The sequence below is a fragment of the Streptomyces sp. AK08-02 genome, assembly GCF_033795085.1.
GTDB classification, from domain to species: domain Bacteria; phylum Actinomycetota; class Actinomycetes; order Streptomycetales; family Streptomycetaceae; genus Streptomyces; species Streptomyces echiniscabiei.
Map to the genome: position 1 here is coordinate 593508 of NZ_JARAZV010000001.1, position 24623 is coordinate 618130.

Here is a 24623-nt window from a genome sequence, read left to right on the forward strand (position 1 = left end):
AAGGCTCCAGGGCTCAGGACTGGCCGGACGAAGGCAGATGCAGGACCTGTTTCGCGATGATGTTCCGCTGGACCTGGGAGGTCCCGCCGTACACCGACGCGGCCCGCGAATAGAGGTACTCGCCGAAGATCTCGCCGCCGTCCGCGGCCAGTTGCTCCGGGAACACCTTGAGTGCCGTCTCGTAAAGGCGCTGTTCGGCCCTCGTCATCAGGAGCTTGTCGATCGACGACTCGGGGCCGGCACCCTGTCCGCTCAGGCGCTCGGCGGTTCGGCGCCGGGCATGCGCCAACAGCACCTCGTAGTCCACGTAGGCCTGCCCGATCTCGGAGCGCAGGCCGTCCGGGAGCGTGCCGGCCCGCTCTCGGGCGGTCGCGCGCAGGCGCTCGACCAGCAGGCCGTACTTCGACAGATGGCCGGTGTCGAGGGCGTTTCGCTCGTACGAGACGGTCGTCATCGCCAGCGGCCAGCCGTCGCCCTCGGCGCCGATCCGTTCGGACGCCTCGATGCGGACGTCGTCGAGGAACAGCTCGCAGAACTCGTCGTCCCCGTTGGCGGCCCGCAGCGGCCGTACGGTCACGCCTGCCCGGTCCAGGGGCAGCGCGAACGCCGTGATCGCGCGGTGCGGTGAGCCCTCGCGGTCCGTGCGGGCCAGCAGTAGACACAGGTCGGAATACTGGGCGTAACTGGTCCAGAGCTTCTGGCCCCGGACCACGTAGTGGTCACCCCGGCGTTGTGCGAAGGTGCTCATCCCGGCAAGGTCGGAGCCCGCGCCCGGCTCGCTGAACCCCTGGCACCACACGTCGTCGCCCGCCAGCATCCTCGGGAGCATGCGCAGTCGCTGCTCTTCGGAGGCGAACTCCAGCAGGGCATGGGCGAGATAGCCGATCCGGGGAACACCAGGGGCCCGGCAGGCGCCCAACTCGTCGCTTGTCGCCACCTGGTGAAGAGCCGTCAGACCGCGACCTCCGTACAGCTCCGGGACATCGAGCCCGACCCAGCCACCGGAGTGCAGCAGCCGATGCCAGCGATGCAGGAATTCAGGGACCGGCTCGTCCAAGCGCCGTTCGGGAAGAGGATGTTCGACCAGCCAGGCCCGGAACTCCTTGCGGAGCCGGTTCAGATCCTCCGGGTCACCGAAGTCCAGCGGGGTGTCTGTCATCGCGCCGCCTCCGGTTCGGCCAGCTCGGTCAGCAGATCGGCCGTCGTGGCCAGAACCGTGGCTCCCACCCGCACCTTGCGCAGATACAGGTGTGCGACGTGCTCCCAGGTCTGCGCGATCCCGCCGAACACCTGCGTCCCGGCGTACACCGCCTCCACCGCCGACCTGTTCACCTCGGCCTTCGCGACCCGCGCGGCGGCCAGCGCCCGCTCGGGCGACTCGTGGTCGAGACACCAGGCGGCGTACCGGGTCGCGCTCACACAGGCCTCCACGAGCACGGTCGCGTCGGCGAGCAGATGCCGTACTGCCTGGAACGACCCGATCGGCCGGCCGTACTGGACGCGCTCTCGCGCGTACTCCACGCTCTTCGCGACGAACGACCGTGCCGCGCCCACGAGTTCGGAGGCGACGACGATCAGCGCGTACGCCTGCCAGTGCTTGAGCGCGGCCGGGTCGAGCCGGCCGACCAGGCGCCCCGAGGGCTCCGCCGTACGGATCGCGCGCAGCAGGTCCACGCTCGGTGCCGCCGGGCCCAGAACCGCCGCGATCACCGTCCCGTCGGGCAGCACGCACAGCGCCTCGCCCGCGCCCTCGCTGTCCCAGGCGACGAGCGGGGAGGAGCTCGCGTCGGGGAAGCGCAGGTCGCGGGCGAGGGCGATCGTCGGGGTCCGACCGGGCGCCGCCGCTGTCCCCAGGAGACGGAGCAACTCCGGGGCGAGCAGCACCGTACCGAGCAGGGAGGTGGGCAACGGCAGGCTGCCGTGTTCCTCGGCGAGCAGCGCGCACTCCTGCACGGTGGCGGCCGGGGGAGTGGACCGGCGCAGTTCGCCGAGGCCCAACTCGCCCAGTGCCTCCTGCGCGGCGGCGCCGGCCGAGGGTTTGACGTCGTCGGCGGAGCCCACGGCGAACCGGGCGGCGAACGAACGCAGCAGATCGCGTACGAGGGCGAACTCCTCGGTCTCCACGGGTTATTCCTCCCCGCCCTTGGCCCGGCGCTCCGCCCGCGACGCCAGTTCGTCGACGATCCGGATGTGGTCCGGGCTGGTCATCGTGGCCCGCTCCGCCATCAGGGCGGCCTCCATGCCGCCCCGGGTCGCCTGTTCCACCACCACGGCCAGCGCCGCCTTGGTGGCGCGCAGCGCCTCCGGGGGCTGCGCCGCCAGCCGGTGGGCCAGCGCCAGCGCCTCCTGGCGGAGGTCGGCGGCGGGAACGACCCTGTTGGCGAGACCGAGTTGGACCGCCGTCTCGGCGGGAACGCGGTCCCCGGTGAAGAGGTACTCCTTCACCCGGAGCAGGCTCGTGAGCAACGGCCACAGGGTCACACCGCCGTCGCCGGCCACCAGGCCCACCGAGATGTGCGGGTCCGCGAGATAGGCGTCGTCGGCCATCAGCACCAGATCGCAGCCCAGCGCCAGGCTGCAACCGAGGCCCACCGCAGGGCCGTTGACCGCCGCCACGACGGGCAGCGGGAAACGGATCAGCTCCGTCTGGATCGCCCGGTCGAGGCGGATCGACCGCTCCCGCAGCTCGGGGTCGGTGTGATGGCGCCGCAGATGGTCGAAGTCGCCGCCCGCGCTGAACGCCCGCCCCGCGCCGGTGAGGACGACGGCCCGCGCCCGGGGATCGTCCGCCAACTCGCGCCACACCTCGGCAAGTCGCCGGTGCAGCTTCTCCGAGACTCCGTTGAGCCGGTCGGGCCTGTTCAGGGTGACGACACGGACATCCCCGTCGGCGGTCACGGTCAGGACGGAGTCGGTCTCGCCCATGCGCTCCCTCTCCCTTGTCACTGGTAGCACCGGTCGGTCGGATGCTAGTAAAGGTCAGACCGAAAGTGAAGAGCCATGTTCACGCTGAATGGAAATGTCATTCTCGCACGAGTGCACTCCACTCGGGAGGGGGCAAGGCTGCCTTGTCCTCGGCGGAACCGGGGTCAGTCGTCCGTCGGTGCGGGCAGCTCCACCCGCTGCCGCTGGTCCACCTCGGCCGCCGCGCGGGCGAACCCGCACACATGCCGGGCCATCCGCCGCATCGCCGCAGGCCCGTCCTGCGCCCGGATCGCCTCGGTGATCCGGGCGTGGGCCCGGGCGGTGACCTCGCGGATCTCCGTGTCCATGAACTGGTCGATGTCCGTGGCGGCGTAGATCGACTGGGAGAGCGCGGTCATGAAACCGATCAGCAGCTCGTTGTCGCCGGCCTTCGCCACGGCGGTGTGCCAGCGGACGTTGGCCCGCAGAAAACGCGGGACGTCGTCGTCGGCCGCGACCAACTCGGCCTGTGCGGAATCAAGTTCGGCGAGGTCGACAGTCGTACGCCGCTTCGCGGCCAGGGCGGCGCACGTCGGCTCGATCGCCTCGCGCGTCTCGTGCAGCGCCTCAAGGCGGATCTGCTGGCCCCGGATGACCAGCCGTACCGTGCTCGCCACCGACTCGTGGCCCGGCCGGTGCACGAAGGCACCGCCGCCGCGGCCCGGCCTGATCCGCACCAGTCGCTCGACTTCGAGGATGCGCAGCGCCTCGCGCACCGTCGCGCGGCTCAGCCCCGTCTGCTCGACCAGCTGACGTTCCGGCGGCAGCGCCATCCCTTCGGTGAACTCGCCGGAGAGGATCCGCTCACGCACCTCGGCCGCCAGCACGTCCGACGCCTTGGGCACCCTCACCACGTCGAAGCGCGGGTCACTGGCGGAATGTCCGGCGCTCTGCACGGGATCAGGCCTCTCGTCGACGACACCACTTCGGCCGGACCATTCAATACAAAGCCCTGCTGCCTGTCACATGCCAACTCGGCCCGTCCGTCACATCACGAGGCCCCCGTCCACCGGCAGCACCTGCCCGGTGATGAACGACGCGGCGTCGGAGGCGAGGAAGACGAAACTCCCGGCGATCTCCTCGGGCGTCGCCCAGCGGCCCAGCGGGATGCGCGCGAGCATCGGGGCGGCGAACTTCTCGTTGGTGCGGATCGTCTCCGTCATCGGCGTCGCGGCGAGCGGGGCCAGCGCGTTCACCAGGATCTGCCGACGCGCCAGTTCACGGGCGAGAGACTTCGTGAAGCCGATGATGCCCGCCTTCGCGGCGGAGTAGTTCACCTGTCCGAGGGTCCCGACGAGACCGGCCGACGAGGTGACATTGATGATCCGCCCCCTGCCGTCCTCCGGCAGATGCGGCAGCGCTGCCTGGGAGCAGTGGAAGGTCCCCATCAGATGGATGTCGACGATCCGCCGGAAGTCGTCCTCCGCCAGCTTGTCGAACATGGCGGGCGCGGTGACTCCCGCGTTGTTGACGACGATGTGCAGGGTTCCGCCCGCGAGTCCGGCCGCCCGGGCCGTCGCCGCCTCGGCGGCAGCCCGGTCCCGTACGTCGAGGGCGGCGCTCTCCGCCGTCAGGCCGGCGGCGCGGATCTTCCCGGCGACGGCGGCGGCCGCCTCCCCGTCCACATCCGTCACGAGCACGGCGGCACCGGCGCGGGCGAGCGCCCGGGCGACGGCGGCGCCGATACCGCCCGCCGCGCCGGTGACCAGCGCCGACCGGCCGGTGAGATCGAACAGCCCGCTGTTGTCACTCATCTCGGACCTCTCCTCCTCAAACTGCTGGCGAACGGCGGTCGATGTCCGGTCAGTGACCTTCAGTAACTCCTGGGCAGACCCAGCACATGGGACCCGAGATAGTTGAGGATCATCTCCTGGCTGATCGGTGCGATCCGCATCAGCCGCGCCTCACGGAAGTAGCGGGCCACGTGGTACTCCTCGGAGTAACCCATACCGCCGTGCGTCTGCAGCGACCGGTCGGCCGCCGTGAACCCGGCGTCCGCGCACAGGTACTTGGCGGTGTTGGCCTCCCGCCCGCACGGCCGCCCCCGGTCGTACAGCCAGGTCGCCTTGCGCAGGACCAGTTCGGCCGCGTCCAGCCGGGCCAGCGAGTCCGCGAGCGGGAACTGCACCCCTTGGTTCATCCCGATGGGCCGGTCGAACACGACCCGTTCCTTGCCGTACCGCACGGCCTTGTCGAGCGCGACCCGCCCGATGCCCAGCGCCTCGGCGGCGATCAGCATCCGCTCGGGGTTGAGCCCGTCGAGGAGATACCGGAACCCCTGGCCCTCCTCGCCGACCCGGTCCTCGACCGGCACCCGCAGCTCGTCGATGAACAGTTCGTTCGAGGTGACCGCGTTGCGGCCCATCTTCGGAATGGGGCGGATGTCGACACGGGCGCGGTCGAGATCGGTGAGGAAGAGGGTCATCCCGTCGGTCTTCTTCGCGACCTCGCCGACCTTGGCCGTGCGGGTCAGCAGCAGGATCTTCTCCGACTCCATCGCCTTGGAGATCCACACCTTGCGGCCGTTCACCACGTAGTGGCCACCGTCCCGGCGCGCGTACGTCGTGACGCTCGTCGTGTCCAGGCCGGCCCCCGGCTCGGTCACGCCGAAACAGACGTGCAGGTCGCCGGTGGCGATGCGGGGGAGGGTCCGGCGCTTGAGCTCCTCGGAGCCGTGCACGACGACGGGCTGCATTCCGAAGATCGACAGGTGGATCGCGCTCGCCGCGTTCATCCCGCCGCCCGAGCGCGCGACCTCCTCAAGGAGCAGCGTGGCCTCGGTGATGCCGAGACCGTGGCCGCCGTACTCCTCGGGGATGGTGAGCCCGAGCCAGCCGCCGCGCGCGACGGCGTCGTAGAACGCGGCCGGGAACTCGTGGTCCCGGTCCTTCTCCATCCAGTACCGGTCGTCGAAGTCGCGCAGCAGTCCGGCGACGGCCTTGCGGATCGTTTCCTGATCTTCGGTCAGCTCGAAGTCCACAGTTCGAACGCCTTCCGCAGCCTCGGTGGCGTCGAAACATATCAAAGGTCAGACCGAAGTAGTAGACGACTGCTGAAGGTTGGGTTGCGGGTGTGTCGGGTGTGCTGACTTGGTGCGGGGCTTCGTGATGTCATGCCCCTGCCGATCGAGAGAGCCACCGAATCACCGAATCACCGAAACATCGAGTCATCGTGTCGTCGAGTTGATGAAGGGCCCCGTAGATGTCGACCCCCCGCACCGCGCTGCTCACCGCAACAGCCGCACTGGCAGCGGCGGTTGCCGCCCCCGCTCCACCCGCCCTGGCCGCGCCCGTACCGGCCGCCGGCGCCTACTACGTCCAGAGCGCCACCACCGGACTCAACGCCGCCGACGACGCCGGAGCCGTCGAACAGCACAGGCCCAAGGGCAACGAGGACCACCAGCAGTGGACGCTGCGCGCGAGCGGAACCTCCTACCTCCTGGAGAGCACCGACACCGTGGGCAGCTGTCTCGGCCGCTCCGGTGACCAGGCCAGAACCGTCGCCTGCACCAGCGCCGACGCGGCCTGGGAGATCACCCCGTCCGGCACCGACCAGTACACCCTCAAGGCGCCTGGGACGACCCGCTATCTGACGGTCGCCGCCAAGCCGTCCGGCGCCAACTACCCCGACCAGCTGGCCATCGGCGGCTCCGGCGGCCTGGCCGCCTGGTACCTCACCCCGGTCGCCCCCACAGTCGCCCCGATGCCGAGCGCCGACCAACGGACCCTGGACCAGGTCACGTTCCTCACCGCCCACAACGCCTACGCCAACGGCGTCGACGGCGGCTTCGCCCCGCCCTTCGTGAACTTCGTCCCCAACCAGTCCCGCGGCATCAACCAGCAACTCGCCGACGGTGTACGCGGGTTCATGCTGGACATCCACCAGACCCCCGACGGCGCGATCCTCTGCCACAACAGCTGCACCCTCGTCGGCAGCCCCGTCGCCCTCTGGGTCGACCTCCAGCGGATGGTCGACTTCCTCAAGCAGAACCCCACTCAGGTGGTCACCGTCTTTCTGGAGGACTACGTCGATCCGGGCGTCCTGCGCGGTGAACTCGCCCGCGTCAGCGGTCTGTCGGACGTCCTCTACCGGCCCGACCAGACCGGGGTACGGCAGAACGGCTGGCCGAAGGTCGCCGACCTGATCGCCGCCAACGACCGGCTGCTGATCTTCACCGACCACAGCCGCTCCGCCGACCAGACCGCGGGTCTCACCCGGGACACCTTCGGCGTGATGTACCAACGCGAGTGGACCGTGGAGAACTACTGGTCCATGGGCGGAGGCCTCGGCACCTCCGACTGGTCCTGCTACAGCCGCTGGTACGGCGCCGACTCCAACACCCCGCTCACCCGGACCGAGGGCGCGTTCAAGCCCCTCTTCGTCATGAACCACTTCCGGGACGTGGCGATCGCCTCCACCGCGACCACCGACAACACCAAGCTCGCCGACCGGGCCCAGCGGTTCTGCCAGCCGGCCGCCCGCAAGAAGCCCAACTTCCTCGCGGTGGACCGCTATGACCTCGGCAACTCGGCCTCGGCGGTGGCCACACTGAACACCTACGTCTATCCGTAAAGGACGCCAAAAGGACGTCAAAAGGCCGCCAGGGGAGTGTCGGTAAATGCCGGTCGGGTGACCGAGACGCATGCGAGACTCCGCCAGATGACCTCGGAAACGATCACCGCGGACGCCGCGGGCACCTGGAAACTCGGCGATCTCACCGTCAACCGGCTCGGATTCGGAGCCATGCGGCTGACCGGAAGCGCGGCCTTCCACCTCGGCACGCCCAGCGACCGCGAACGGTCGCTGGCCGTGCTGCGGAAGGCCGTCGAACTCGGCGTCAACCACATCGACACAGCCGCCTTCTACTTCTCCGCGCTGCGCTCCGCCAACGAACTGATCAACAGCGCCCTGGCGCCGTACCCGGACGACCTCGTCATCGTCACCAAGGTCGGCCCGCACCGCGACTACTCGGGGGAGTGGGCGACCTCGGCCCGCCCCGACCAACTGCGCGGACACGTCGAGGAGAACCTCCGACAGCTCGGCCGCGACCACCTCGACGTGGTCAACCTGCGCCGGATGGACCAGGACTCCGTCGCCGAGCACTTCGGCGCGCTCGCCGACCTGCGCGAGGCGGGCCTGATCCGCCACCTCGGCATCTCCGGCATCGAGCCGAAACACCTCGCCGAGGCACGGGCGATCGCCCCGGTGGTGTGCGTGCAGAACCGGTACACGCTGGACCGCCCCGACCCCCAGGGCGACGAACTCCTGCGGCTGTGCGGAGAGTCGGGCATCGCCTTCGTGCCCTTCTTCGCCGTCGCGGGCAGCGGCGGACCCCGGGGCGCCACCGGCAACCACGACGACACGGTGCTCACCGTCGCCCGAGAACACGGCGTGAGCCCCGCCCAGATCCGGCTCGCCTGGAGCCTCCACCAGGGGGCACACGTACTCGCCATCCCGGGCACGGGAAATCCCGATCACGTCGTGGACAACGTGGCGGCGGGCGGACTGCGGCTGACGGACGACGAGTTGGCCGGACTCGGCGCCTCACATCACCCGTAACCACTGCCAAATGGCCGTTGCCGGTCGGGCGTTGCACGCGTGTAAGAGCTTTACGTGAAACCCCGGCCGGGCCTCCCCGTGGCGTCGATCTTGTCGGTACGGTCCTGCCTTGTGTGCACCCGGGGGTCGTCAACGCCCGGTCTACGCGCGCAGATTCGTCACACGCACCGCACCCGCACCGCCTTCCCCCAGCTCTCCCCCCACCCATGGAGGAATGCCAGATGTACGCAATCACCGGGTCCAGGCACAGAATCACCTCGGCCCTGGCCGTGCTCGGCCTGATCGCCACCGGCGTCGCAGTCCAGGCCACCGCCACCGCGACAGCCGCGACCGCTGCCACCCCCCACCGCATCCTGTTCGACAACGCCCACGCCGAGACGGCCGGCAACGCCGACTGGATCATCTCCAAGAGCCAGCCCGATCCGCTCTCCGAGGACTCCGCACCCTCCGACGAGAGCGACTGGACAGGCGCGCTCTCCTCCTGGGGTGTAGCCCTCCAGCAGACCGGCGACTACAGCCTCAAGACGCTGCCCTCGGGCTCCGCCCTCGCCTACGGCGGCTCCACGGCGACCGACCTGTCCAAGTTCGACACGCTCGTGCTCCCCGAACCCAACACGCTGTTCACCACGGCCGAGAAGACCGCCATCATGAAGTTCGTCCAGAACGGCGGCGGACTCTTCATGATCTCCGACCACACGGGCGCCGACCGCAACAACGACGGCGAGGACGCCGTCGAGATCCTCAACGACCTGATGACCAACAACAGTGTCGACTCGACCGACCCGTTCGGCTTCTCCATCGACTCCCTGAGCATCAGTTCCGGGTATCCGGCGGCGATCAGCGCCGCCTCGAACCCGGTTCTCCACGGCACCTTCGGCACGGTCACCAAGAGCCTCATCGCCAGCGGTACGACGGCCACCCTCAAGCCCGCCGACAACTCCGCCGTCAAGGGCCTGCTCTACCGCTCCGGTTACTCGGGCAACACCGGTGCCTTCTTCCTGACCAGCACCTTCGGCAGCGGCCGGATCGCGTTCTGGGGCGACAGCTCCCCGATCGACGACGGCACCGGCCAGTCCGGCAACACCCTCTACGACGGCTGGAACGACAGCGGCGCCACCAACGCCCCTCTCGCCCTCAACGCCACGGCGTGGCTCGCGGGCGCGAGCGGCTGACCTGCGGGACGGCACCGACGTACGAGACGGCACCGCCGTACGGGATCGAGCCGGCGTACACGGCCGTTGCGGTCAGGGCGGGCCCGGGGAATCACCCCGGCCCGCCCGCCGTCGCGTCAGTCACTCACCCATGTTCGGCCCACCGGCGTTCAGCGCACCCGCTCCTTCAGGAACGGCACTGTGCTCTGCCACGCCGAGGCCGCCGACTCGGCGTCGTACACCGGGCGGGAGTCGTTGAAGAAGGCGTGGTCGGCCGGGTGGACACGCAGGTCAGGGCTGATACCGGACTGTGCCTTGATGGCCTCGCGCAGTACGTCGAGGCTCTCCGCCGGGATACTCGCGTCGAGTTCGCCGTAGTGTCCGAGCACCTCGGCCTTCAGCCCGGAGAAGTCGGGCAGCTCGCCCCTGATCAGTCCGTAGAACGGCACGGCGGCGCTGACGCGCGGGTCGGCCGCCGCCTGGTGGAGGACGAATCCGCCGCCCATGCAGAACCCGACCGAACCGACCGTCCTCGAGGTGACCTCCGGCCGCGCCAGCAGATGGTCGACCGCGCCGGAGAGAAGCTCGACGCCCTTCGGTACCGGCAGCGCCTGCACCATGCGCAGCGCTTCGGCGCTCTCGTGCGCCACATTGCCGCCGTAGAGGTCGGGTGCGAGGGCGACGAAGCCCTCCTGCGCGAGCCGGTCGGTGACGTCCGCGATGTGGTCGGTCAGGCCCCACCACTCCTGGATGACGATGACACCGGGTCCGCTGCCGGACGGAGGCAGCGCCAAGTAGCCGTGCGCGGTGCTGTCAGCGCTGGGGAACGTCACGTTCTGGTGGGAGGGCGATCCGGTCGTCTTCGGCAGCTCTGACATGGCGGTCAACTCCTGGGAGGGCAGTGCTCGGTGCTGGCGCGCCGCGATCCGACCCCGACGCGATCCCCACGCTGCCACGAGCGAACGCGGCCCCTGATCCCGGCCCCGGCATGCCGGGCAGCAGCACCCCGCGCGCCCGGACTCCGTCGCCGCGCAGCACCTCCGCCCACGCGGCCGGTGCGAAGCGCGTCACCCCGTACGCAGTCATGCCCAGCCACCACACGGCGAACAGCCAGCCGCCGACGACGTCCGAGAACCAGTGGACGCCCAGATAGACCCTGGTCAGCCCGATCAGCAGGCCCCAGCAGCCGATCCCGGCGGCGATCAGGTGCCGGCCGCGAGGGGCCCGTATCCACACGGCGAGGACGAGCAGTCCCGCGGTGACGGCCGACGTGGTCGTGTGGCCCGAGGGGAACGACCAGTGGCCGGCGTCCGTCGCCCAGTGTGCCGTCGCGGGCCGGGGACGGGTCAGCAGCGCCATCAACGAGAACCGCACCGCCTGGGCGGCGACCAGACAGGCCAGACAGGCGGCGGCTGCCTGGATCCGCTGCCGTGGGGTGTGGCCGAGCAGACAACCGGCGAGCGCGACCAGGGCGTACGGAACGAAGCCCGTGCCGGTGTGGGTCAACAGCCGGGCGAGGGTGACCGCCGTGTCAGGGCGGTGGGCGAGCGACCAGTTGAGCAGCTCCCGGTCGCCGAAGAGGGTGCCGCCGCCCTGCATCGTGATCGTGACGGCCAGCAACGCGAGCAGCACGAAAGCGGCCATGCTCCCCAGCGCCGGGGAGCCGGCCCTCGCGACGGCCTGCTCACGGTTCACACCTGCTCGACGATCTCGTCCCGCCGATCGTTCCCGGGACCATGGGGCGAAGGAGCTCACATCCGAGGGCGCGGAGATGACACACCATGCGTGTTACGTATAACCTCACCCGTCAACCGCACGTCGATCGGGCGTCGGTCGAACAGCCCACCGCAATCAGCACGTCGAAAGGCCGAGAGGCCGAGGAGAGTTCGTGAGACGCATCGCCCTGGTCACCCTCGTCGTCGGCGACTACGACGAGGCGATCCGCTTCTACACCGACGCCCTCGGCTTCCGGCTGGCCGAGGACAGCCCGCGCCCCGACGGCTCACGTTGGGTCGTCGTCGAGCCGGGCACCGCGGAGACGGGCACCGGCCTGGTGCTCGCCCGCGCCAAGGACGAGGACCAGCGGGCCCGGATCGGTGACCAGACCGGCGGACGGGTCGGCTTCTTCCTGCACACCGACGACTTCGCCCGCGACCACGCCCGGATGAGCGCCGCCGGCGTGATCTTCCTGGAGGAGCCACGCCATGAGCCGTACGGCTCGGTGGCCGTCTTCCAGGACCTCTACGGCAACCGCTGGGACCTCCTCCAGCCCGCCACCGACTGACCCGCCCCACCGACCGACCCGCCCCACCGACGTCACCCACCCACCGCATCACCACCTGCCGAGGAACCACCGCACATGACCGCGTCCACCGTCGACACCGCCACCCTTCGCCGCCTCCCCAAAGCCGTTCTGCACGACCACCTCGACGGTGGCCTGCGCCCCGCCACCCTGGTCGAGCTCGCCGCGGAGATCGGTCACACCCTGCCCACCACCGACCCGGACGAGCTCGCCGCCTGGTACTACGAGGCCGCCAACTCCGGTGACCTGGTGCGCTACATAGCCACCTTCGAGCACACCCTCGCCGTGATGCAGACCCGCGAGGGCCTGCTGCGCACCGCCGAGGAGTACGTCCTCGACCTCGCCGAGGACGGCGTCGTCTACGCCGAGGTGCGTTACGCCCCCGAACTGAACGTGAACGGCGGCCTGACCCTGTCCGAGGTCGTCGAGACCGTCCAGGAGGGCCTGGCGGCGGGTATGGCGAAAGCCGCCGCCGCGGGCACCCCGGTCCGGGTCGGAACGCTGCTGTGCGGGATGCGCATGTTCGACCGTGTCCGTGAGGCCGCCGATCTGGCCGTCGCCTTCCGGGACGCCGGTGTCGTCGGCTTCGACATCGCGGGCGCCGAGGACGGCTTCCCGCCCGCCGACCACCTCGCCGCCTTCGAACACCTGCGCAGCGAGAGCGTGCCGTTCACCATCCACGCCGGCGAGGCCCACGGTCTGCCCAGCATCCACCAGGCCCTCCAGGTCTGTGGCGCCCAGCGCATCGGCCACGGCGTCCGCATCACCGAGGACATCGTGGACGGCAAGCTCGGCCACCTCGCGGGCTGGGTGCGCGACCGTCGGATCGCCCTGGAGATGTGCCCGACCTCCAACCTCCAGACGGGCGCGGCCACGTCGATCGCCGAGCACCCCATCACCGCCCTGCGCGACCTGGGTTTCCGCGTCACCCTCAACACCGACAACCGTCTGGTCTCCGGTACGACGATGACCCGCGAGATGTCCCTGCTGGTCGAAGAGGCCGGCTGGACGGTCGAGGACCTGCGCACGGTCACCGTGAACGCCGTCAAGAGCGCGTTCATCCCGTTCGAAGAGCGCAACGCCCTCATCCAGGACGTCGTCCTGCCGGGCTACGCCTCGGCGCTCTGAAGCAGTCCCCGCAGGTAGGAGGCCTGGCCGACGTGCTGAAGATCGTCGGCCAGGACGCTGACCAGCCGTACGCCGAGAGTGACCGGCGGGTCCCAGCGCTCGTCGACGACGCGCTCCAGGTCCTCGGCGGTCAGGGCGCGCAGGGCTTCCAGGCTCTGGGCGTGCACCGCGTCGTGGTATCCGGTCAGCAGTCCGGGAGAGTCGACCTTTACCTCGGCGACCTGCGCGGAGGTGTGACCGTACCCGGTGTCATGGGGCTTCAGGCCGAGGCCGAAGCGTTTCTCCCAGTCCTGGGTCAGCCACACCTGGTCGAGCCCGAAGGCGTCGGCCACATGGTCGTCCTGGACCCGGGTGAGGTGCCACACGAGCCAGGCGACGGAGTTCGCGTCGGGGCCGGGGCGGTGGCCCAGCTCGTCGGCGCCCAGGCCCTCGACGGCGGCGTGGACCTCTTCCCGGATGCGGGTGTACCCGTCGATGAGGATGTCCTTCGCGTCCATGGGGTCCACCTTCCCGTATTCCGGTCCGTCACGCGCCCGTGGACGCCGGCTCGGTTTCCAGCAGGGCCATGAGCGCCCGCGCGGCGGGACTGGTCGCCGGGGAGGGCGGCAGCAGGGCGACCGTCTCGTAGACGGTCTCGCCGGTGCCCTTGACCGGGAGGGCCGTCAGCGTCTCGCGCTTGTGCCGGAAGTGCCGGGGTACGACGGCCACACCGAGGTTCTCGTCCACGAGGTCGAGGAGACTGTGCACGTCGTTGACCTCCAGTGCGACCGTCCGGCGCACGCCCGCCTCGGCGAAGACCGCGTCGGTGGTGCGGCGCGGCCCCCAGTCCGGGTGGAAGTCGACGAACACCTCACCGCCCAGGTCCTCCGGGGTCACGGCCGCGCCGGCCACCGCGAGCCGATGGCTCGGATGGCACAGCACGGTCATCGACTCGCTGCTCAGCGGTACGGCGCGCAACTGGTCGGTCTCCTCCTGCGTCCCACGGACCGCGAAGGCCAGGTCCAGACGCCCGGCGGCCACCTCCTCCGCCAACGCGCCCGCGCCCGCCTGCCGCAGTGAGATCTCGACGTCCGGGTGCAGCCGCCGGAACGCGGCGAGGACCCCCGCCACATGCACTCCCGCGATGCACTGCTCGGAACCCAGCGCGAGCATGCCGCGCAGCACCCCCTGCACCGCGGCCACCGCCTCATGGGCCGACCGCACCTGTGCGAGGATCCGCTCGGCCTCGCCCAGCAGCGCACGTCCCGCCGGGGTGAGCGTCACCCGGCGGGTGGTACGTACGAACAGCGGGGTCTGCAGTTCCCGCTCCAGCGCGCGGATCGAGGCCGACAGGCCCGACTGGGACACCATCAGCCGTTCGGCGGCCCGGGTGAAGTGCTGGTCCTCCGCGACCGCGACGAAGTGGTGGAGATGGCGTAGTTCCATGATTGAGAAGCCTAGCCGCTGAATACCATCGGATTCTCCTGTTGGACCACTGCCCGTCCGCGGGGAAGAGTGGGACCGGTAAAGATCGCATCACCTGTGCCAACCCCTCTGGAGTCGCGTTGTACACCGCACACACCGACCGCTACGCGGAGATGCCCTACCGGCGCACCGGACGCAGCGGCCTGAAGCTTCCCGCGCTGTCGCTCGGCCTGTGGCACAACTTCGGCCCCGACCGCCCGGTCGACACCCAGCGGGCGATCCTGCGCCGCGCCTTCGACCTCGGCGTCACGCACTTCGACCTGGCCAACAACTACGGCCCGCCGCCCGGCGCCGCCGAGTCCGCGCTCGGCGAGGCCCTCAAGGCCGACTTCGCCCCGTACCGCGACGAGCTCGTGATCTCCACCAAGGCGGGCTACCTCATGTGGCCGGGCCCGTACGGCGAATGGGGCTCGCGCAAGTACCTGCTCTCCTCCCTCGACCAGAGCCTGACCCGTATGGGCCTCGACCACGTCGACATCTTCTACTCGCACCGCCCCGACCCGGAGACTCCCCTGGAGGAGACGATGGGCGCCCTGCACACGGCGGTCCAGCAGGGCAAGGCGCTCTACGTCGGCATCTCCAACTACTCCGCGGAGCAGACCCGGGAGGCCGCGCGCATCCTCGCCGAGCTGGGCACCCCGCTCCTGATCCACCAGCCCCGCTACTCGATGCTGGACCGCCGCCCGGAGGACGAGGGTCTGCTGGACGCGCTTGACGAGCTCCAGGTCGGTTCCATCGTCTTCTCCCCGCTGGAGCAGGGCCTGCTCACCGGCCGCTACCTCGACGGCATCCCGGCGGACTCGAGGGCGGCGAGCGACAGCCCCTTCCTGAACTCCGACAAGATCACCGAGGACCTTGTGCAGCAGCTGCGCACCCTCGACGGCATTGCCAGGTCCCGCGGTCAGAGCCTGGCTCAGCTGGCCCTGGCGTGGGTTCTGCGCGGCGGCAGGGTCACCTCCGCGCTGGTGGGCGCCAGCAGCCCGCAGCAGCTCGAGGACAGCGTGGCGGCCATCGGCAACCTGGAGTTCTCCGACGAGGAGCTGGCCCGGATCGACGCGGTCATCAAGGCCTGATCTCCGTTCGGCGTGGGCGGCGGCCTTGCCGTGTTCCGTTATGAACGGAACCGCTCGGTCAGCCGTACTGTCACGGTGGCGCCCTCTTCCTTTCCGATGGCTTTCCGGATCTCGGACTTCACGGGGAGTTTGTGGGTGCCGTCGCCCAGCGCCATGAACGAGCTGCGGAAAGGGTGTCCGTCGATCGTCCCGCCGACCTTGACCAGGCCGCGGGTACCGAAGTACGTGACGGATTCCGGCCAGACCAGGTAGGTCCAGCCCCCCTCTGCCGGGCTTTTGCACAGCACGGCTGTGAATTCCTCGTCGAGCTTGTCAACTTTTTCGCTGGTGGCCATGGGGCCCTCCATTTCCAGTGGTCTTCACTGAAGAGACCACTGGGAAGCGGAAAACTCATCGCGAATCCCACGATCTTCGTGAAACCTCCGGGATCCGTCGGCGGGAGAAGAGGCCGTCGCGTCGGATTCCGGTCCATACCTGTCAGGAATATGCCAGGAGAAAGCCTGGAAACTGGCTGGAAAGGCGTGGTGACGGAGTGTCAATAGTGAAGATACTCAACTGGTAGAACACTGCACCAAGTGGACCATCGAGTGACCAGCACCAACGCGGTACAGCGTGTGGGCCGCAGGGAAAGCGAGGCAGGGCCGGTAGGCGATCGGGGGAAAGATCGTGCACGACGAGTTCCTTTGTCATGTCACGGCGTACGGCGTCTGCGCCGGCCGGCGCATCGGGGTACCGCTGGGTACGTACCGTGCGCCGACTCTGGCGCTGGCTCTGTGGTGGTTACGGGACCGGGCGAGCTGGATCGCCGAACGGCTCGATCCGCAGCCCGACGAACCGTACTTCCCCCCGAACTCGCTAGTCCCGGTCGCCGCCACCGTGCCCGACGTGCCCGGCCTGATGCGCGCCTGGGCGATGGACCCGTACCAACAGGAGCTGGTAGCCGACGAGTTGGCGGCCGGCCGGCTCGTGCGGATCGCCACGTACGACGAGACCACGGAATACGAACTGCTCGCCGAGTCCGTCGACGCGCTGCGCATGCAGCGGACCAACCCGTCCCTGGTCGTGCCGGTCGCCTGACCGGCCGGGCCCCCGCACCGATCCAGGCTGGCCAGGCGTATATACGAACGAATCGCTAGAATTCTGGTCATGGTAGACCGCTCGGTCGCGCCGACCGCGCCCGAACTCGTCCTGGAGACGGAGACGGGCTCCACGGTGATGAGTCCGGGCCACGACTATCGCGTCGGACGCGACCCGCTCAGCGAGATCGTCATCGACGACGCCCGGGTCTCGTGGCACCACGCGGTGCTGCGGCCCGAGGACGGCCACTGGAAGGTCCAGGACGAGAACAGCACGAACGGCACGTACGCCGACGGGCAGCGCGTCCACGAGCGGGACGTCGGCCCCGGCAGCGTGCTGTGCTTCGGCAGCCTCGCCGACGGGCCACGGGCCGTTCTCCTCAGTCCGCCCCCGCCCGTCCGCGAACGCCCCTCGGCGGTCGCCGGCGTCTCGATGCCCTCCCTGACCGGCACCTTCCGGCAGCCCACCACCGTCCGGCCCCTGTCCGCCCGTACCGTCCGCATCGGCCGCGCCGACGACAACGACCTGATCGTCGACGACCTCCTCGTCTCCCGCCGGCACGCCGAACTGCGGGCCCACCCGGACGGGACGTACGAGATCGTCGACCTGGGCAGCCACAACGGCACGTTCCTCAACGGTCGGCCCGTCGCCCGGGCGACGGTCATGCCCGGTGACATCGTCGGCGTCGGCCACTCCGCGTTCTGCCTGGTCGGCGACCAGCTCCAGGAGTACGTGGACACCGGCGAGGTCTCCCTCGACGTCCAGAACCTCACCGTCGCCGTCGACCACGGCCGCAAGACGCTCCTGGAGGACGTGTCCTTCCCGGTGGGGGAGAAGTGCCTGCTCGCGGTCGTCGGCCCCAGTGGCGCCGGCAAGTCCACCCTCCTCAACGCCCTGACCGGTCAGCGCCCCGCCGACCACGGCACGGTCCTGTACGACGGGCGCGACCTCTACCGTGACTACGCCGAACTCCGCCAGCGCATCGGCCTGGTGCCGCAGGACGACATCCTGCACGCCCAGCTGACCGTGCGCGGAGCCCTCACGTACGCCGCCGAACTACGCTTCCCGCAGGACACCGCGAAAGCGGAGCGACGGGCCCGCGTCGACGAGGTGGTGCGCGAACTCGGCCTGGAACAGCGCGTCCGCCAACCCGTGCACAGCCTCTCCGGCGGACAGCGCAAGCGCGTCAGTGTGGCCCTCGAACTGCTCACCAAGCCGTCGCTGCTCTTCCTCGACGAGCCGACCTCGGGTCTCGACCCGGGGATGGACCGCTCGGTGATGCACATGCTGCGCGGCCTCGCCGACGACGGCCGGACCGTCATCGTCGTCACCCACAGCGTGCTCAGCCTCGACGTGTGCGACCGGCTGCTCGTCCTCGCTCCGGGCGGCAGGGTCGCCTACTACGGGCCGCCAGAGGACACCCTCGCCTTCTTCGGGTACGAGCAGTGGCCGGAGGCGTTCGAGGCCTTCGAGCGCGACCGGGACAGGGACTGGGCGGGGGAGTACCGGACCTCGCGGTTGCACCGGCAGTACATCGCCGACTCGACCGCGCAGCCCCGGCTGCCGAGGTCCGGTCCGGTCGACGCCGCCCCGTCCCCGCCCAAGCCGCAGAGCTGGGGCGCCCAGCTGAGCACCCTGGTCCGCCGCTACACGGCCGCGCTCGGCGCCGACCGCACCTTCCTCGCCATCATGATCGCGCTGCCGTTCGTGATGGGCGCCATGGCCAGGGCACTGGCCGGCAGCCGGCTGACCCAGGAGACGGCGATGAACGCGCTGCTCATCCTGTGCGTCGGCGGCGTCCTGACCGGAGCGGCCAACGCGGTGCGCGAGCTGGTGAAGGAACGGGTCATCTACCAGCGTGAACGGGCTGTCGGGCTGTCCAGATCGGCGTACCTGATGTCGAAGGTCGTGGTCCTGGGGACGATCACCGTCGCCCAGGCCGTCGTGCTGACCCTCGTCGGCCTGTTCGGCGTCGACCTCAACGCGCCCGGCGGCAAAGGCGTGTTGATGCCACCCCTCGTGGAGATCACGGTCGCCGTCGCGCTGCTCTCCTTCACGGCGATGATGCTCGGCCTGCTGGTCTCGGCGCTCGTCCGCAAGGAGGAGGTGACGATGCCGCTGCTCGTGCTGCTGGCCATCGTCCAGGTGGTGTTCTGCGGGGCCCTGCTGAAACTCGACGGCGTTCCCGGCATCGAACAGCTTTCCTGGCTGGTGCCCTCACGGTGGGCGCTCGGCGCGATGGCGGGCACGATCGGGCTGTCGCGGATCGTCCCGGGCGAGCTGACCGGCGACCCGCTGTTCGAACACTCGGCCGGAGTCTGGCTGATCGACGCGGGCATGCTGCTCGTCCTCTCGGCGGTGTTCGGCTATCTGGTCCTGCGACTGCTGCGGCGGCACGAACCGGCCGTCATGCGGAAGTAGAGGGGGTGGGTGAGATGACGTCCCCGGGACACCAGATCTCCGGGTTCCGGCCCACGCACGTCGTTCCGGGGGAGGGCCTGGCCGCCTGGGAGGAGCCCGACCCCTCCCGGCCCACCGTGGCACTCGACGCGCTGCTGCCGGTCGAACTGGTCGAGCGGCGCGGTGACTGGGGGCACGTCCGGTGCGCGAACGGCTGGTCCGCCTGGGTCGACGGACGGCTCCTGGTCGCCGTTCCGCAGGACCCGCCCGCCGCCGGCGCCCCGCTGGCCCGCACCGCGGACCCCCGCCCCCTGCTCGCCCGCGCCGAACAGGCGCTGGCCCGGTACCGCGGCGCCGTGGAGGAGCTGACCGGGGGCGCGCTCGACCGGGAGTCGTTCCGGGGGCGCACGCGCGGACAGCGGATCGGGATCGTCGTCGACGGGGAGTCCGTGTGGCTGTACGACGCCGAGCACGAGCGCTGGGTGTACACCGACGGCGCCCGGCTGACCACGTACGCCGCCGACCGGGAACCCGCGGCCCCCGCCCGGGAGCCGACCCAGGTGGTGCCCGACCCGGGCCACGCGCCCACCCAGGTTGTCAGGGACGACGGCATCGGCAGCGCCGGCGGAGGCTGCTGATGGCACGCGACCCGGACCACGACACGCGGTCGCACTCCGGACGCCCCTCCGACCTGCTCGGCAGGCAGATCGCCGGCTACCGCGTCGAGGAGGAGATCGGCCGCGGTGGCATGGCCGTCGTCTACCGGGCCAGGGACCTGCGGCTCGACCGGACCGTCGCCCTGAAACTCCTCGCCCCGGAACTGGCCCGCAACGACACCTTCCGCAAACGCTTCACACACGAGTCCCGGGTGGCCGCCGCGATCGACCATCCGCATATCGTCCCGGTCTTCGAGGCCGACGAGACGGACGGCGTCCTCTACATCGCGATGCGGTACGTCGAAGGCAGCGACCTGCGTCATCTCCTCGACAGGGAGGGCCCGTTGCCGCTCGCCGCCGCCACCCGTATCGCCGCCCAGGTGGCGTCCGCGCTCGACGCGGCCCATGACCACGGCCTGGTCCACAGGGACGTCAAACCCGGCAACATCCTGGTCGCCAGGGGCACCGACAGCGACCACCCCGAGCACGTCTACCTCACCGACTTCGGCCTGACGAAGAAGTCGCTGTCACTCACCGGGTTCACGACCGTCGGCCAGTTCGTCGGCACCCTCGACTATGTGTCCCCCGAGCAGATCTCGGGGCGTCCGGTCGACGGCCGCTGCGACGTCTACGGCTTCGCGTGCGTCGTCCACGAGCTCCTGGCGGGCCATCCGCCATTCCGACGCGACGACGACATGGCCCTGTTGTGGGCGCACCAGTACGACGAGCCGCCCCCGCTGACCGAGCAGCGCCCCGACCTCTCCGCAGCCGTCGACCCGGTGTTCGCGAAGGCCCTGGCCAAGAGCCCCGACGACCGCTACGACTCCTGCCTCGACTTCGTCGCCGCACTCCGCGCGGCCTCGACGGGGGCCGTGCACGCGGACCACGCGCCCACCCAGGTGGTGCGGTTGCCCGAGCCCGGCGAGGAACGGCCTCCGAGGCCGCCGTCCTGGGCGCGCCCGGTGTTCATCCGGCACGGTCCCCGGCGACCGGGCCGGCCGGAGTGACCGGGCCTAGAGGCGGTGCGGTCGGCGTCAGCTCTGCCCGAGCCCGCCCAACGGCACCCGCCGCGCCGACACCTTCCGGTACGAGATGCGCCGGCCCCCGTCGACCCGCACCAGCGTGTCTTCATACGTCACCGAGCCGCAGGTTCCGTCCGCCCTGACGCCCAGCCCCTTGGAGCGCGCGTGCACCCGGCCGTCGGGCGTCTCGGCGACGACCACGTTCGTGACGTGGTGGGCCACGGGATTCGCCGAGCCGAGCGCGAGTGAGGCGTCCATGAGCGCGGCGAGGCCGGTGACCCGGCCCTGGCCGAAGTCGGAGAGGTCGTACACCACGTCCCGGGGCGAACACCTCCGCCGCGCGCTCGAGGTGTCCTTCGTCGACGAGGTGACCGTGCGGTGCGATCAACTCCGTGACGGCCGGCCGGTCTTCGACAGTCAGCGCCATGGGGGCCCCGCTCCCACGGCGGCCGGAACCCCGCCTACCGGTTTTCGACCTTTCCCCGCCGGTGCACCCGCCGGGCGAGCAGCGAGCCCAGGAACCCGGTGACCAGCCCCCACAGCAGGGCGAGGCCGAGCGCGCCCCACATTCGCGGGCGCAGGAACAGGCTGCCGGAGAGGTTGCCGCCGAGGTCTCCGATGCCGAGTACGGACAGTCCGTAGTGGGCGGAGATCCGGCCGAGCAGGCAGATCGTCAGGACTGTCAGCGCCAGCGCGACCGCCATGTGCACGGCATGCTGCCAGGCCCGCGTCCTGGCCGGTGAGCGCGCCGCCATCAGGAACGCGACGGCCAGCAGCAGCACGGCGTCGACGACCACCAGCCACCACACCTTGCCGTCGTAGCCGGAGAGGGTGCTCAGGTTGAGCGTGGCGGTGTCCGGGGTACGCAGCACCTCGTCGAGGACGTGCGGCATCGGCAGCCCGAAGGGGCCGTCGACGCGCCCCTCCCAGGTGGCGCCCAGGCCGGTGGTGAGGGCGAGCCAGGCCAGGTTCGGCATGCCCAGCAGCACCAGCGCGAGCGACTGCGCGGGCTGGCCACGCGTCACCGCCACGACGAGACCGATCACGATCCCGAGGGCCACGAAGACGAGCAGCAGCACGACCATGGCGTACGCGGCGGGACGTACCGACTCCTGGAAGCGCAGCAGCCGCGCGGGCAGCGGGGCCCCGCGCGAGACCAGCAGGGCGAGCGCCAGTACCGCCGCCAGCCACAGCAGACCCGCGAGGAGCGTCGGCGGTACATCCGTACTGAAGCCGATCCGCGGCGAGGCACCGAGGAGGTCGCCGACGTCGCCGAGCGTTCCGTCGCCCAGCGAGACCGCGAAGGTCTGGCGGGCCGCGAACGCCAGACCGGTCAGACCCAGCAGCCACAGGACGGCGACGCGCGCCGCCCAGCCGGCCAGCTCGCGAGCCCCGGCGACAGCTCGGTGCCGCAGCGGGCGCAGAAATCCCGCGCCGGTCACGAGCGCCCCCACCAGCGTCACCGACAGCGGCATCACGGTCAGACCGCCCGCTGTCTCGGCGAGGTCTCCGGCGTCGCCCGTGAGGCCGACGCTTCCGCCGACCGCCGCGACGACGGTGGCGGCGACGACCCGGGGGAAGGCGCCGTCCGGCAGATCGCCCGCGCCGGCCGCCCACAGTCCCAGCCCGGCGACCAGCACCATGGCACCCAGTCCGGTCAGCACCGCGGCCATGGCCTGTACCCAGCCGTGGCGGGAGACGGTCCGCCCCTCGGCGAGCGTCGGCACGGAAGCGGGGGTTCGGGTGCTCACCCTGCCACGCTAAGCAGCACACGGGTGGTGCGCCTGTCGGGAGGAGCAGGGGCGTCCGCTTGCGGAGGGGGCAGGGCCGGAGTACACAATGGGCACATTGTGGAAGAAAGCGGCAGAAGTTAGCGCGTATGCCGCAGGAGCCCACGTCGGAAGAAGAGCCCGTGAGCGTCGAACAGCCGTCCTCCGGTCGTCCCACAGGACCGCCCTCCGGCCCCCTGTCAGGCCCCTCTCAGCCGCCCGCCGGGCCCCCGACCCAGCCGCCCGCCGACCGCGGCGGCGGGTCGCACGGCGGTGACGGAGGCGAGGGCGGCGGACCCGGAACCGGACCGGGGCCCGAGCCGCACCCGCCCTGGTGGAGGTCGGTGCCCCGCGTCGCGGTACTCGTCACGGCGGTCATGGCCGCCGTGGTCCTGATCGTCGTTCTCACCCGCCCCGACGGCACCTCCGACCAGGCGGCGGGCGGCGAGGTCTTCCTCCAGGCCGCGGACAGGTCGGGCCCCGACCCCTTCACCGAGTCCACGGCCAAGGACAGCTCCGCCCCACCGCTAACGCCCCCCACCGCCACGGGCTCGGAAACGGTCGCCACGAACACCGTCCGACGCGTGGACGGTGACGCGGCAGGCCTCTACGGCGGCACCCGCAAGGTCGCCAGCTGCGACGTGGAGAAGCAGATCCGGGTACTCGGCGCCGCACCCGCGAAGAACGGAGCGTTCGCCTCGGTCCTCGGCCTGCGGCCCGCCGGGGTCCCCGCGTATCTCCGCTCGCTCACCCCCGTGCAACTGCGCATGGACACCCGCGTCACCAACCACGGCTACCGGGACGCCGCCGCCACGAACTATCAGGCGGTCCTCCAGACAGGCACGGCCGTCCTCGTCGACGACCGGGGCCGGCCGCGCGTGCGCTGCGCCTGCGGCAACCCGCTCACCGACCCGGTGCGACAGCGGACTGTCCCGAGTCCGGCGGGAGACACCTGGCCGGCGTACCGCTCGTCGAACGTGGTCGTCGTGGCGCCCGCCACCACGGTGATCAACGTCTTCGTCGTCTACGACCCCGACCGCGGCGACTGGTTCCACCGCCACCACGGCGACACGGGCAGGCACGACCAGAAGACCGAGCCGCCTAGCGAGCCTCCGACCGGCCCGCCGACCCCGTCGGTGAGTTCTCCGACGCCCTCGGAGCCTTCGGCGGAGTCCTCGGAGCCGACGTCCGAGGCCCCTGGTCTGGTGCCGCCGCAGTCCCCACTGCCGTGCGTGTCCGCGCCCACCGGCTCGGCCAGTCCGCCGGCGTCGCCCGCGTCCCCGGCAGCGCCGGGCACCGCGAGCCCGTCGGCCAAGCCCTGCCCGCCGACATCGAGCCCGCCCTCCTCCGCACCTCCGGCCGTCCAGCCGCCGTCCTCGGCGCTCGGGTCGCCCCAGTCGCCGCCCGACGGCGGCGGCTCCGACGCGACGCCGGAGTCGGCCTTCGCCCCGTCGTCCTCCTGAGGTACGGCGGGGGCCCGGGGACAGGGGGAGTGCGACGCGGGACTCGGGGTACGAGCAGTGTGCGACCGGGTCCGGCCGGACCCGGGCACCGAGAGAGCGCCACATGATCGAACACCTGGGCGGGCCAGTGATACCGAGTGGTTCGGGTGTCTCCGTCGAACCGTTGCGACGGGCGACGCACTTCACCGGTGATCCGGGCTGCATCGCCGAGGCCCGCGCCTTCGCGGAGGTCTTCCTCGAACAGCTGAGGAAGGAATGGTGCGCCCCGACCGACGAGCGCGTCGACGGTGATCTGCTTCTGGTGGTGAGCGAGCTGGTCACCAACGCGGACCGGCACAGCCACGGCCCTTACGTCCTCGATCTGGAAGGCACGGACACCTCGGTGACGGTGTCCGTGTACGACAGCAGTGCCGCGCTGCCCGTCCGCTACCCCCGGGACCCGCAGCGGATCGGCCGACACGGTCTGGAGATCGTGCACGCACTCGCCGCCGAGGTGACCGCAGGACGGGTGCCGGTCGGCAAGTACGTCCGGGCGGTCGTGCCGCTCGGCCGATGAGCCGAGACCCGACTTGCGGGTCTCGGCTCATCGGCCGAA

Annotated in this window: 24 protein-coding genes and 1 pseudogene; 12 read left to right on the forward strand and 13 right to left on the reverse strand. The window is 70.7% G+C overall.

What is annotated here, in order from left to right:
• Positions 1–13: 13 nt before the first annotated feature.
• The 6 genes from PV734_RS02635 to PV734_RS02660 all read right to left on the reverse strand — a co-directional run bounded on the left by PV734_RS02635 (position 14) and on the right by PV734_RS02660 (position 5944).
• Positions 14–1159 (reverse strand): acyl-CoA dehydrogenase family protein, encoded by a 1146-nt coding sequence (locus PV734_RS02635; protein ID WP_319091846.1) that lies wholly within the window; start codon positions 1157–1159, stop codon positions 14–16.
• Positions 1156–2124 (reverse strand): acyl-CoA dehydrogenase family protein, encoded by a 969-nt coding sequence (locus tag PV734_RS02640; protein ID WP_319288655.1) that lies wholly within the window; start codon positions 2122–2124, stop codon positions 1156–1158. Before PV734_RS02640 ends, PV734_RS02635 begins: the two co-directional genes overlap by 4 nt.
• A gap of 3 nt (positions 2125–2127) precedes the next feature.
• A complete protein-coding gene (locus PV734_RS02645; RefSeq protein WP_319091848.1) occupies positions 2128–2925 on the reverse strand; it encodes an enoyl-CoA hydratase/isomerase family protein in 798 nt (265 codons plus the stop codon).
• Between the two features lie 164 nt (positions 2926–3089).
• Entirely contained in the window at positions 3090–3860 is a 771-nt protein-coding gene (locus tag PV734_RS02650; protein ID WP_319091849.1) for a FadR/GntR family transcriptional regulator, read from the reverse strand.
• 90 nt (positions 3861–3950) lie between these two features.
• Positions 3951–4718, reverse strand: coding sequence for an SDR family NAD(P)-dependent oxidoreductase (locus tag PV734_RS02655; protein WP_319091850.1), 768 nt, complete (start codon positions 4716–4718; stop codon positions 3951–3953).
• 59 nt (positions 4719–4777) lie between these two features.
• Positions 4778–5944: an acyl-CoA dehydrogenase family protein gene (locus PV734_RS02660; protein ID WP_319288656.1), complete on the reverse strand. Its 1167-nt coding sequence runs from the start codon at positions 5942–5944 to the stop codon at positions 4778–4780.
• Positions 5945–6165: 221 nt separating this feature from the next.
• Between PV734_RS02660 and PV734_RS02665 the strand changes: the two genes are divergently transcribed.
• The 3 genes and pseudogenes from PV734_RS02665 to PV734_RS02675 form a co-directional block, all read left to right on the forward strand.
• Positions 6166–7536 carry an RICIN domain-containing protein gene (locus PV734_RS02665; protein WP_319091852.1) on the forward strand — a complete coding sequence of 457 codons (1371 nt, stop codon included), beginning with the start codon at positions 6166–6168 and terminating at the stop codon, positions 7534–7536.
• A gap of 87 nt (positions 7537–7623) precedes the next feature.
• A complete protein-coding gene (locus PV734_RS02670; protein WP_319091853.1) occupies positions 7624–8523 on the forward strand; it encodes an aldo/keto reductase in 900 nt (299 codons plus the stop codon).
• 221 nt (positions 8524–8744) lie between these two features.
• A pseudogene (locus PV734_RS02675) lies at positions 8745–9692 on the forward strand (hydrolase); the annotation flags it as partial.
• 152 nt (positions 9693–9844) lie between these two features.
• Here the strand turns inward: PV734_RS02675 and PV734_RS02680 are convergent.
• Together PV734_RS02680 and PV734_RS02685 are read right to left on the reverse strand one after the other, a co-directional pair.
• The gene (locus PV734_RS02680) at positions 9845–10552 is read right to left on the reverse strand and encodes a dienelactone hydrolase family protein (RefSeq protein ID WP_319288657.1); all 708 of its coding nucleotides are present in this window, start codon (positions 10550–10552) and stop codon (positions 9845–9847) included.
• Positions 10488–11369 (reverse strand): phosphatase PAP2 family protein, encoded by an 882-nt coding sequence (locus PV734_RS02685; RefSeq protein ID WP_319288658.1) that lies wholly within the window; start codon positions 11367–11369, stop codon positions 10488–10490. The genes PV734_RS02680 and PV734_RS02685 overlap by 65 nt, the downstream gene beginning before the upstream one ends.
• Positions 11370–11562: 193 nt before the next feature.
• On the opposite strand from PV734_RS02685, the gene PV734_RS02690 reads away from it, so the two are divergent.
• Positions 11563–11958 (forward strand): VOC family protein, encoded by a 396-nt coding sequence (locus PV734_RS02690; RefSeq protein ID WP_319288659.1) that lies wholly within the window; start codon positions 11563–11565, stop codon positions 11956–11958.
• A 75-nt stretch (positions 11959–12033) separates the two neighbouring features.
• Positions 12034–13104: an adenosine deaminase gene (locus tag PV734_RS02695; RefSeq protein WP_319091857.1), complete on the forward strand. Its 1071-nt coding sequence runs from the start codon at positions 12034–12036 to the stop codon at positions 13102–13104.
• Here the strand turns inward: PV734_RS02695 and PV734_RS02700 are convergent.
• On the reverse strand, positions 13086–13601 hold the full coding sequence (locus PV734_RS02700; protein WP_319288660.1) for a mycothiol transferase: 516 nt from the start codon (positions 13599–13601) through the stop codon (positions 13086–13088). The two genes, PV734_RS02695 and PV734_RS02700, sit on opposite strands and share 19 nt — an antisense overlap.
• A gap of 28 nt (positions 13602–13629) precedes the next feature.
• Positions 13630–14529, reverse strand: a complete 900-nt coding sequence (locus PV734_RS02705; RefSeq protein ID WP_319091859.1) for a LysR family transcriptional regulator — start codon at positions 14527–14529, stop codon at positions 13630–13632.
• A gap of 119 nt (positions 14530–14648) precedes the next feature.
• On the opposite strand from PV734_RS02705, the gene mgrA reads away from it, so the two are divergent.
• A complete protein-coding gene (gene mgrA, locus PV734_RS02710; RefSeq protein ID WP_319091860.1) occupies positions 14649–15641 on the forward strand; it encodes an L-glyceraldehyde 3-phosphate reductase in 993 nt (330 codons plus the stop codon).
• 38 nt (positions 15642–15679) lie between these two features.
• Here the strand turns inward: mgrA and PV734_RS02715 are convergent, their stop codons facing one another.
• The gene (locus PV734_RS02715; protein WP_319091861.1) at positions 15680–15976 is read right to left on the reverse strand and encodes a DUF1905 domain-containing protein; all 297 of its coding nucleotides are present in this window, start codon (positions 15974–15976) and stop codon (positions 15680–15682) included.
• A gap of 331 nt (positions 15977–16307) precedes the next feature.
• Here PV734_RS02715 and PV734_RS02720 point away from each other — a divergent pair, with 331 nt between their 5' ends.
• The 4 genes from PV734_RS02720 to PV734_RS02735 all read left to right on the forward strand — a co-directional run bounded on the left by PV734_RS02720 (position 16308) and on the right by PV734_RS02735 (position 20781).
• On the forward strand, positions 16308–16718 hold the full coding sequence (locus PV734_RS02720; protein ID WP_319091862.1) for a hypothetical protein: 411 nt from the start codon (positions 16308–16310) through the stop codon (positions 16716–16718).
• A 69-nt stretch (positions 16719–16787) separates the two neighbouring features.
• Positions 16788–19139, forward strand: coding sequence for an FHA domain-containing protein (locus PV734_RS02725; RefSeq protein ID WP_319091863.1), 2352 nt, complete (start codon positions 16788–16790; stop codon positions 19137–19139).
• Between the two features lie 14 nt (positions 19140–19153).
• Positions 19154–19756, forward strand: coding sequence for a hypothetical protein (locus PV734_RS02730; RefSeq protein ID WP_319288661.1), 603 nt, complete (start codon positions 19154–19156; stop codon positions 19754–19756).
• Entirely contained in the window at positions 19756–20781 is a 1026-nt protein-coding gene (locus tag PV734_RS02735) for a serine/threonine-protein kinase (RefSeq protein WP_319091865.1), read from the forward strand. Before PV734_RS02730 ends, PV734_RS02735 begins: the two co-directional genes overlap by 1 nt.
• A 27-nt stretch (positions 20782–20808) precedes the next feature.
• On the opposite strand, the gene PV734_RS02740 is transcribed toward PV734_RS02735, so the two are convergent.
• Together PV734_RS02740 and PV734_RS02745 are read right to left on the reverse strand one after the other, a co-directional pair.
• Positions 20809–21111 carry a nuclear transport factor 2 family protein gene (locus PV734_RS02740; RefSeq protein ID WP_319091866.1) on the reverse strand — a complete coding sequence of 101 codons (303 nt, stop codon included), beginning with the start codon at positions 21109–21111 and terminating at the stop codon, positions 20809–20811.
• A 146-nt stretch (positions 21112–21257) separates the two neighbouring features.
• Positions 21258–22547 carry a streptophobe family protein gene (locus PV734_RS02745; RefSeq protein ID WP_415924139.1) on the reverse strand — a complete coding sequence of 430 codons (1290 nt, stop codon included), beginning with the start codon at positions 22545–22547 and terminating at the stop codon, positions 21258–21260.
• Between the two features lie 161 nt (positions 22548–22708).
• Between PV734_RS02745 and PV734_RS02750 the strand changes: the two genes are divergently transcribed.
• Together PV734_RS02750 and PV734_RS02755 are read left to right on the forward strand one after the other, a co-directional pair.
• Positions 22709–24028 (forward strand): DUF6777 domain-containing protein, encoded by a 1320-nt coding sequence (locus PV734_RS02750; RefSeq protein ID WP_319091867.1) that lies wholly within the window; start codon positions 22709–22711, stop codon positions 24026–24028.
• A 103-nt stretch (positions 24029–24131) separates the two neighbouring features.
• Positions 24132–24584 carry an ATP-binding protein gene (locus tag PV734_RS02755; protein ID WP_319091868.1) on the forward strand — a complete coding sequence of 151 codons (453 nt, stop codon included), beginning with the start codon at positions 24132–24134 and terminating at the stop codon, positions 24582–24584.
• The last annotated feature ends 39 nt before the right edge of the window (positions 24585–24623 follow it).

Bases quoted from the DNA above. Each gene is read 5' to 3' on its own strand.
- PV734_RS02655 (WP_319091850.1), bottom strand. From the start codon at position 4,718: ATGAGTGACAACAGCGGGCTGTTCGATCTCACCGGCCGGTCGGCGCTG.
- PV734_RS02725 (WP_319091863.1), top strand. From the start codon at position 16,788: ATGGTAGACCGCTCGGTCGCGCCGACCGCGCCCGAACTCGTCCTGGAG.
- PV734_RS02700 (WP_319288660.1), bottom strand. From the start codon at position 13,601: ATGGACGCGAAGGACATCCTCATCGACGGGTACACCCGCATCCGGGAA.
- PV734_RS02715 (WP_319091861.1), bottom strand. From the start codon at position 15,976: ATGGCCACCAGCGAAAAAGTTGACAAGCTCGACGAGGAATTCACAGCC.
- PV734_RS02665 (WP_319091852.1), top strand. From the start codon at position 6,166: ATGTCGACCCCCCGCACCGCGCTGCTCACCGCAACAGCCGCACTGGCA.
- PV734_RS02755 (WP_319091868.1), top strand. From the start codon at position 24,132: ATGATCGAACACCTGGGCGGGCCAGTGATACCGAGTGGTTCGGGTGTC.
- PV734_RS02705 (WP_319091859.1), bottom strand. From the start codon at position 14,529: ATGGAACTACGCCATCTCCACCACTTCGTCGCGGTCGCGGAGGACCAG.
- PV734_RS02695 (WP_319091857.1), top strand. From the start codon at position 12,034: ATGACCGCGTCCACCGTCGACACCGCCACCCTTCGCCGCCTCCCCAAA.
- PV734_RS02735 (WP_319091865.1), top strand. From the start codon at position 19,756: ATGGCACGCGACCCGGACCACGACACGCGGTCGCACTCCGGACGCCCC.
- PV734_RS02635 (WP_319091846.1), bottom strand. From the start codon at position 1,159: ATGACAGACACCCCGCTGGACTTCGGTGACCCGGAGGATCTGAACCGG.
- PV734_RS02670 (WP_319091853.1), top strand. From the start codon at position 7,624: ATGACCTCGGAAACGATCACCGCGGACGCCGCGGGCACCTGGAAACTC.
- PV734_RS02730 (WP_319288661.1), top strand. From the start codon at position 19,154: ATGACGTCCCCGGGACACCAGATCTCCGGGTTCCGGCCCACGCACGTC.
- PV734_RS02645 (WP_319091848.1), bottom strand. From the start codon at position 2,925: ATGGGCGAGACCGACTCCGTCCTGACCGTGACCGCCGACGGGGATGTC.
- PV734_RS02680 (WP_319288657.1), bottom strand. From the start codon at position 10,552: ATGTCAGAGCTGCCGAAGACGACCGGATCGCCCTCCCACCAGAACGTG.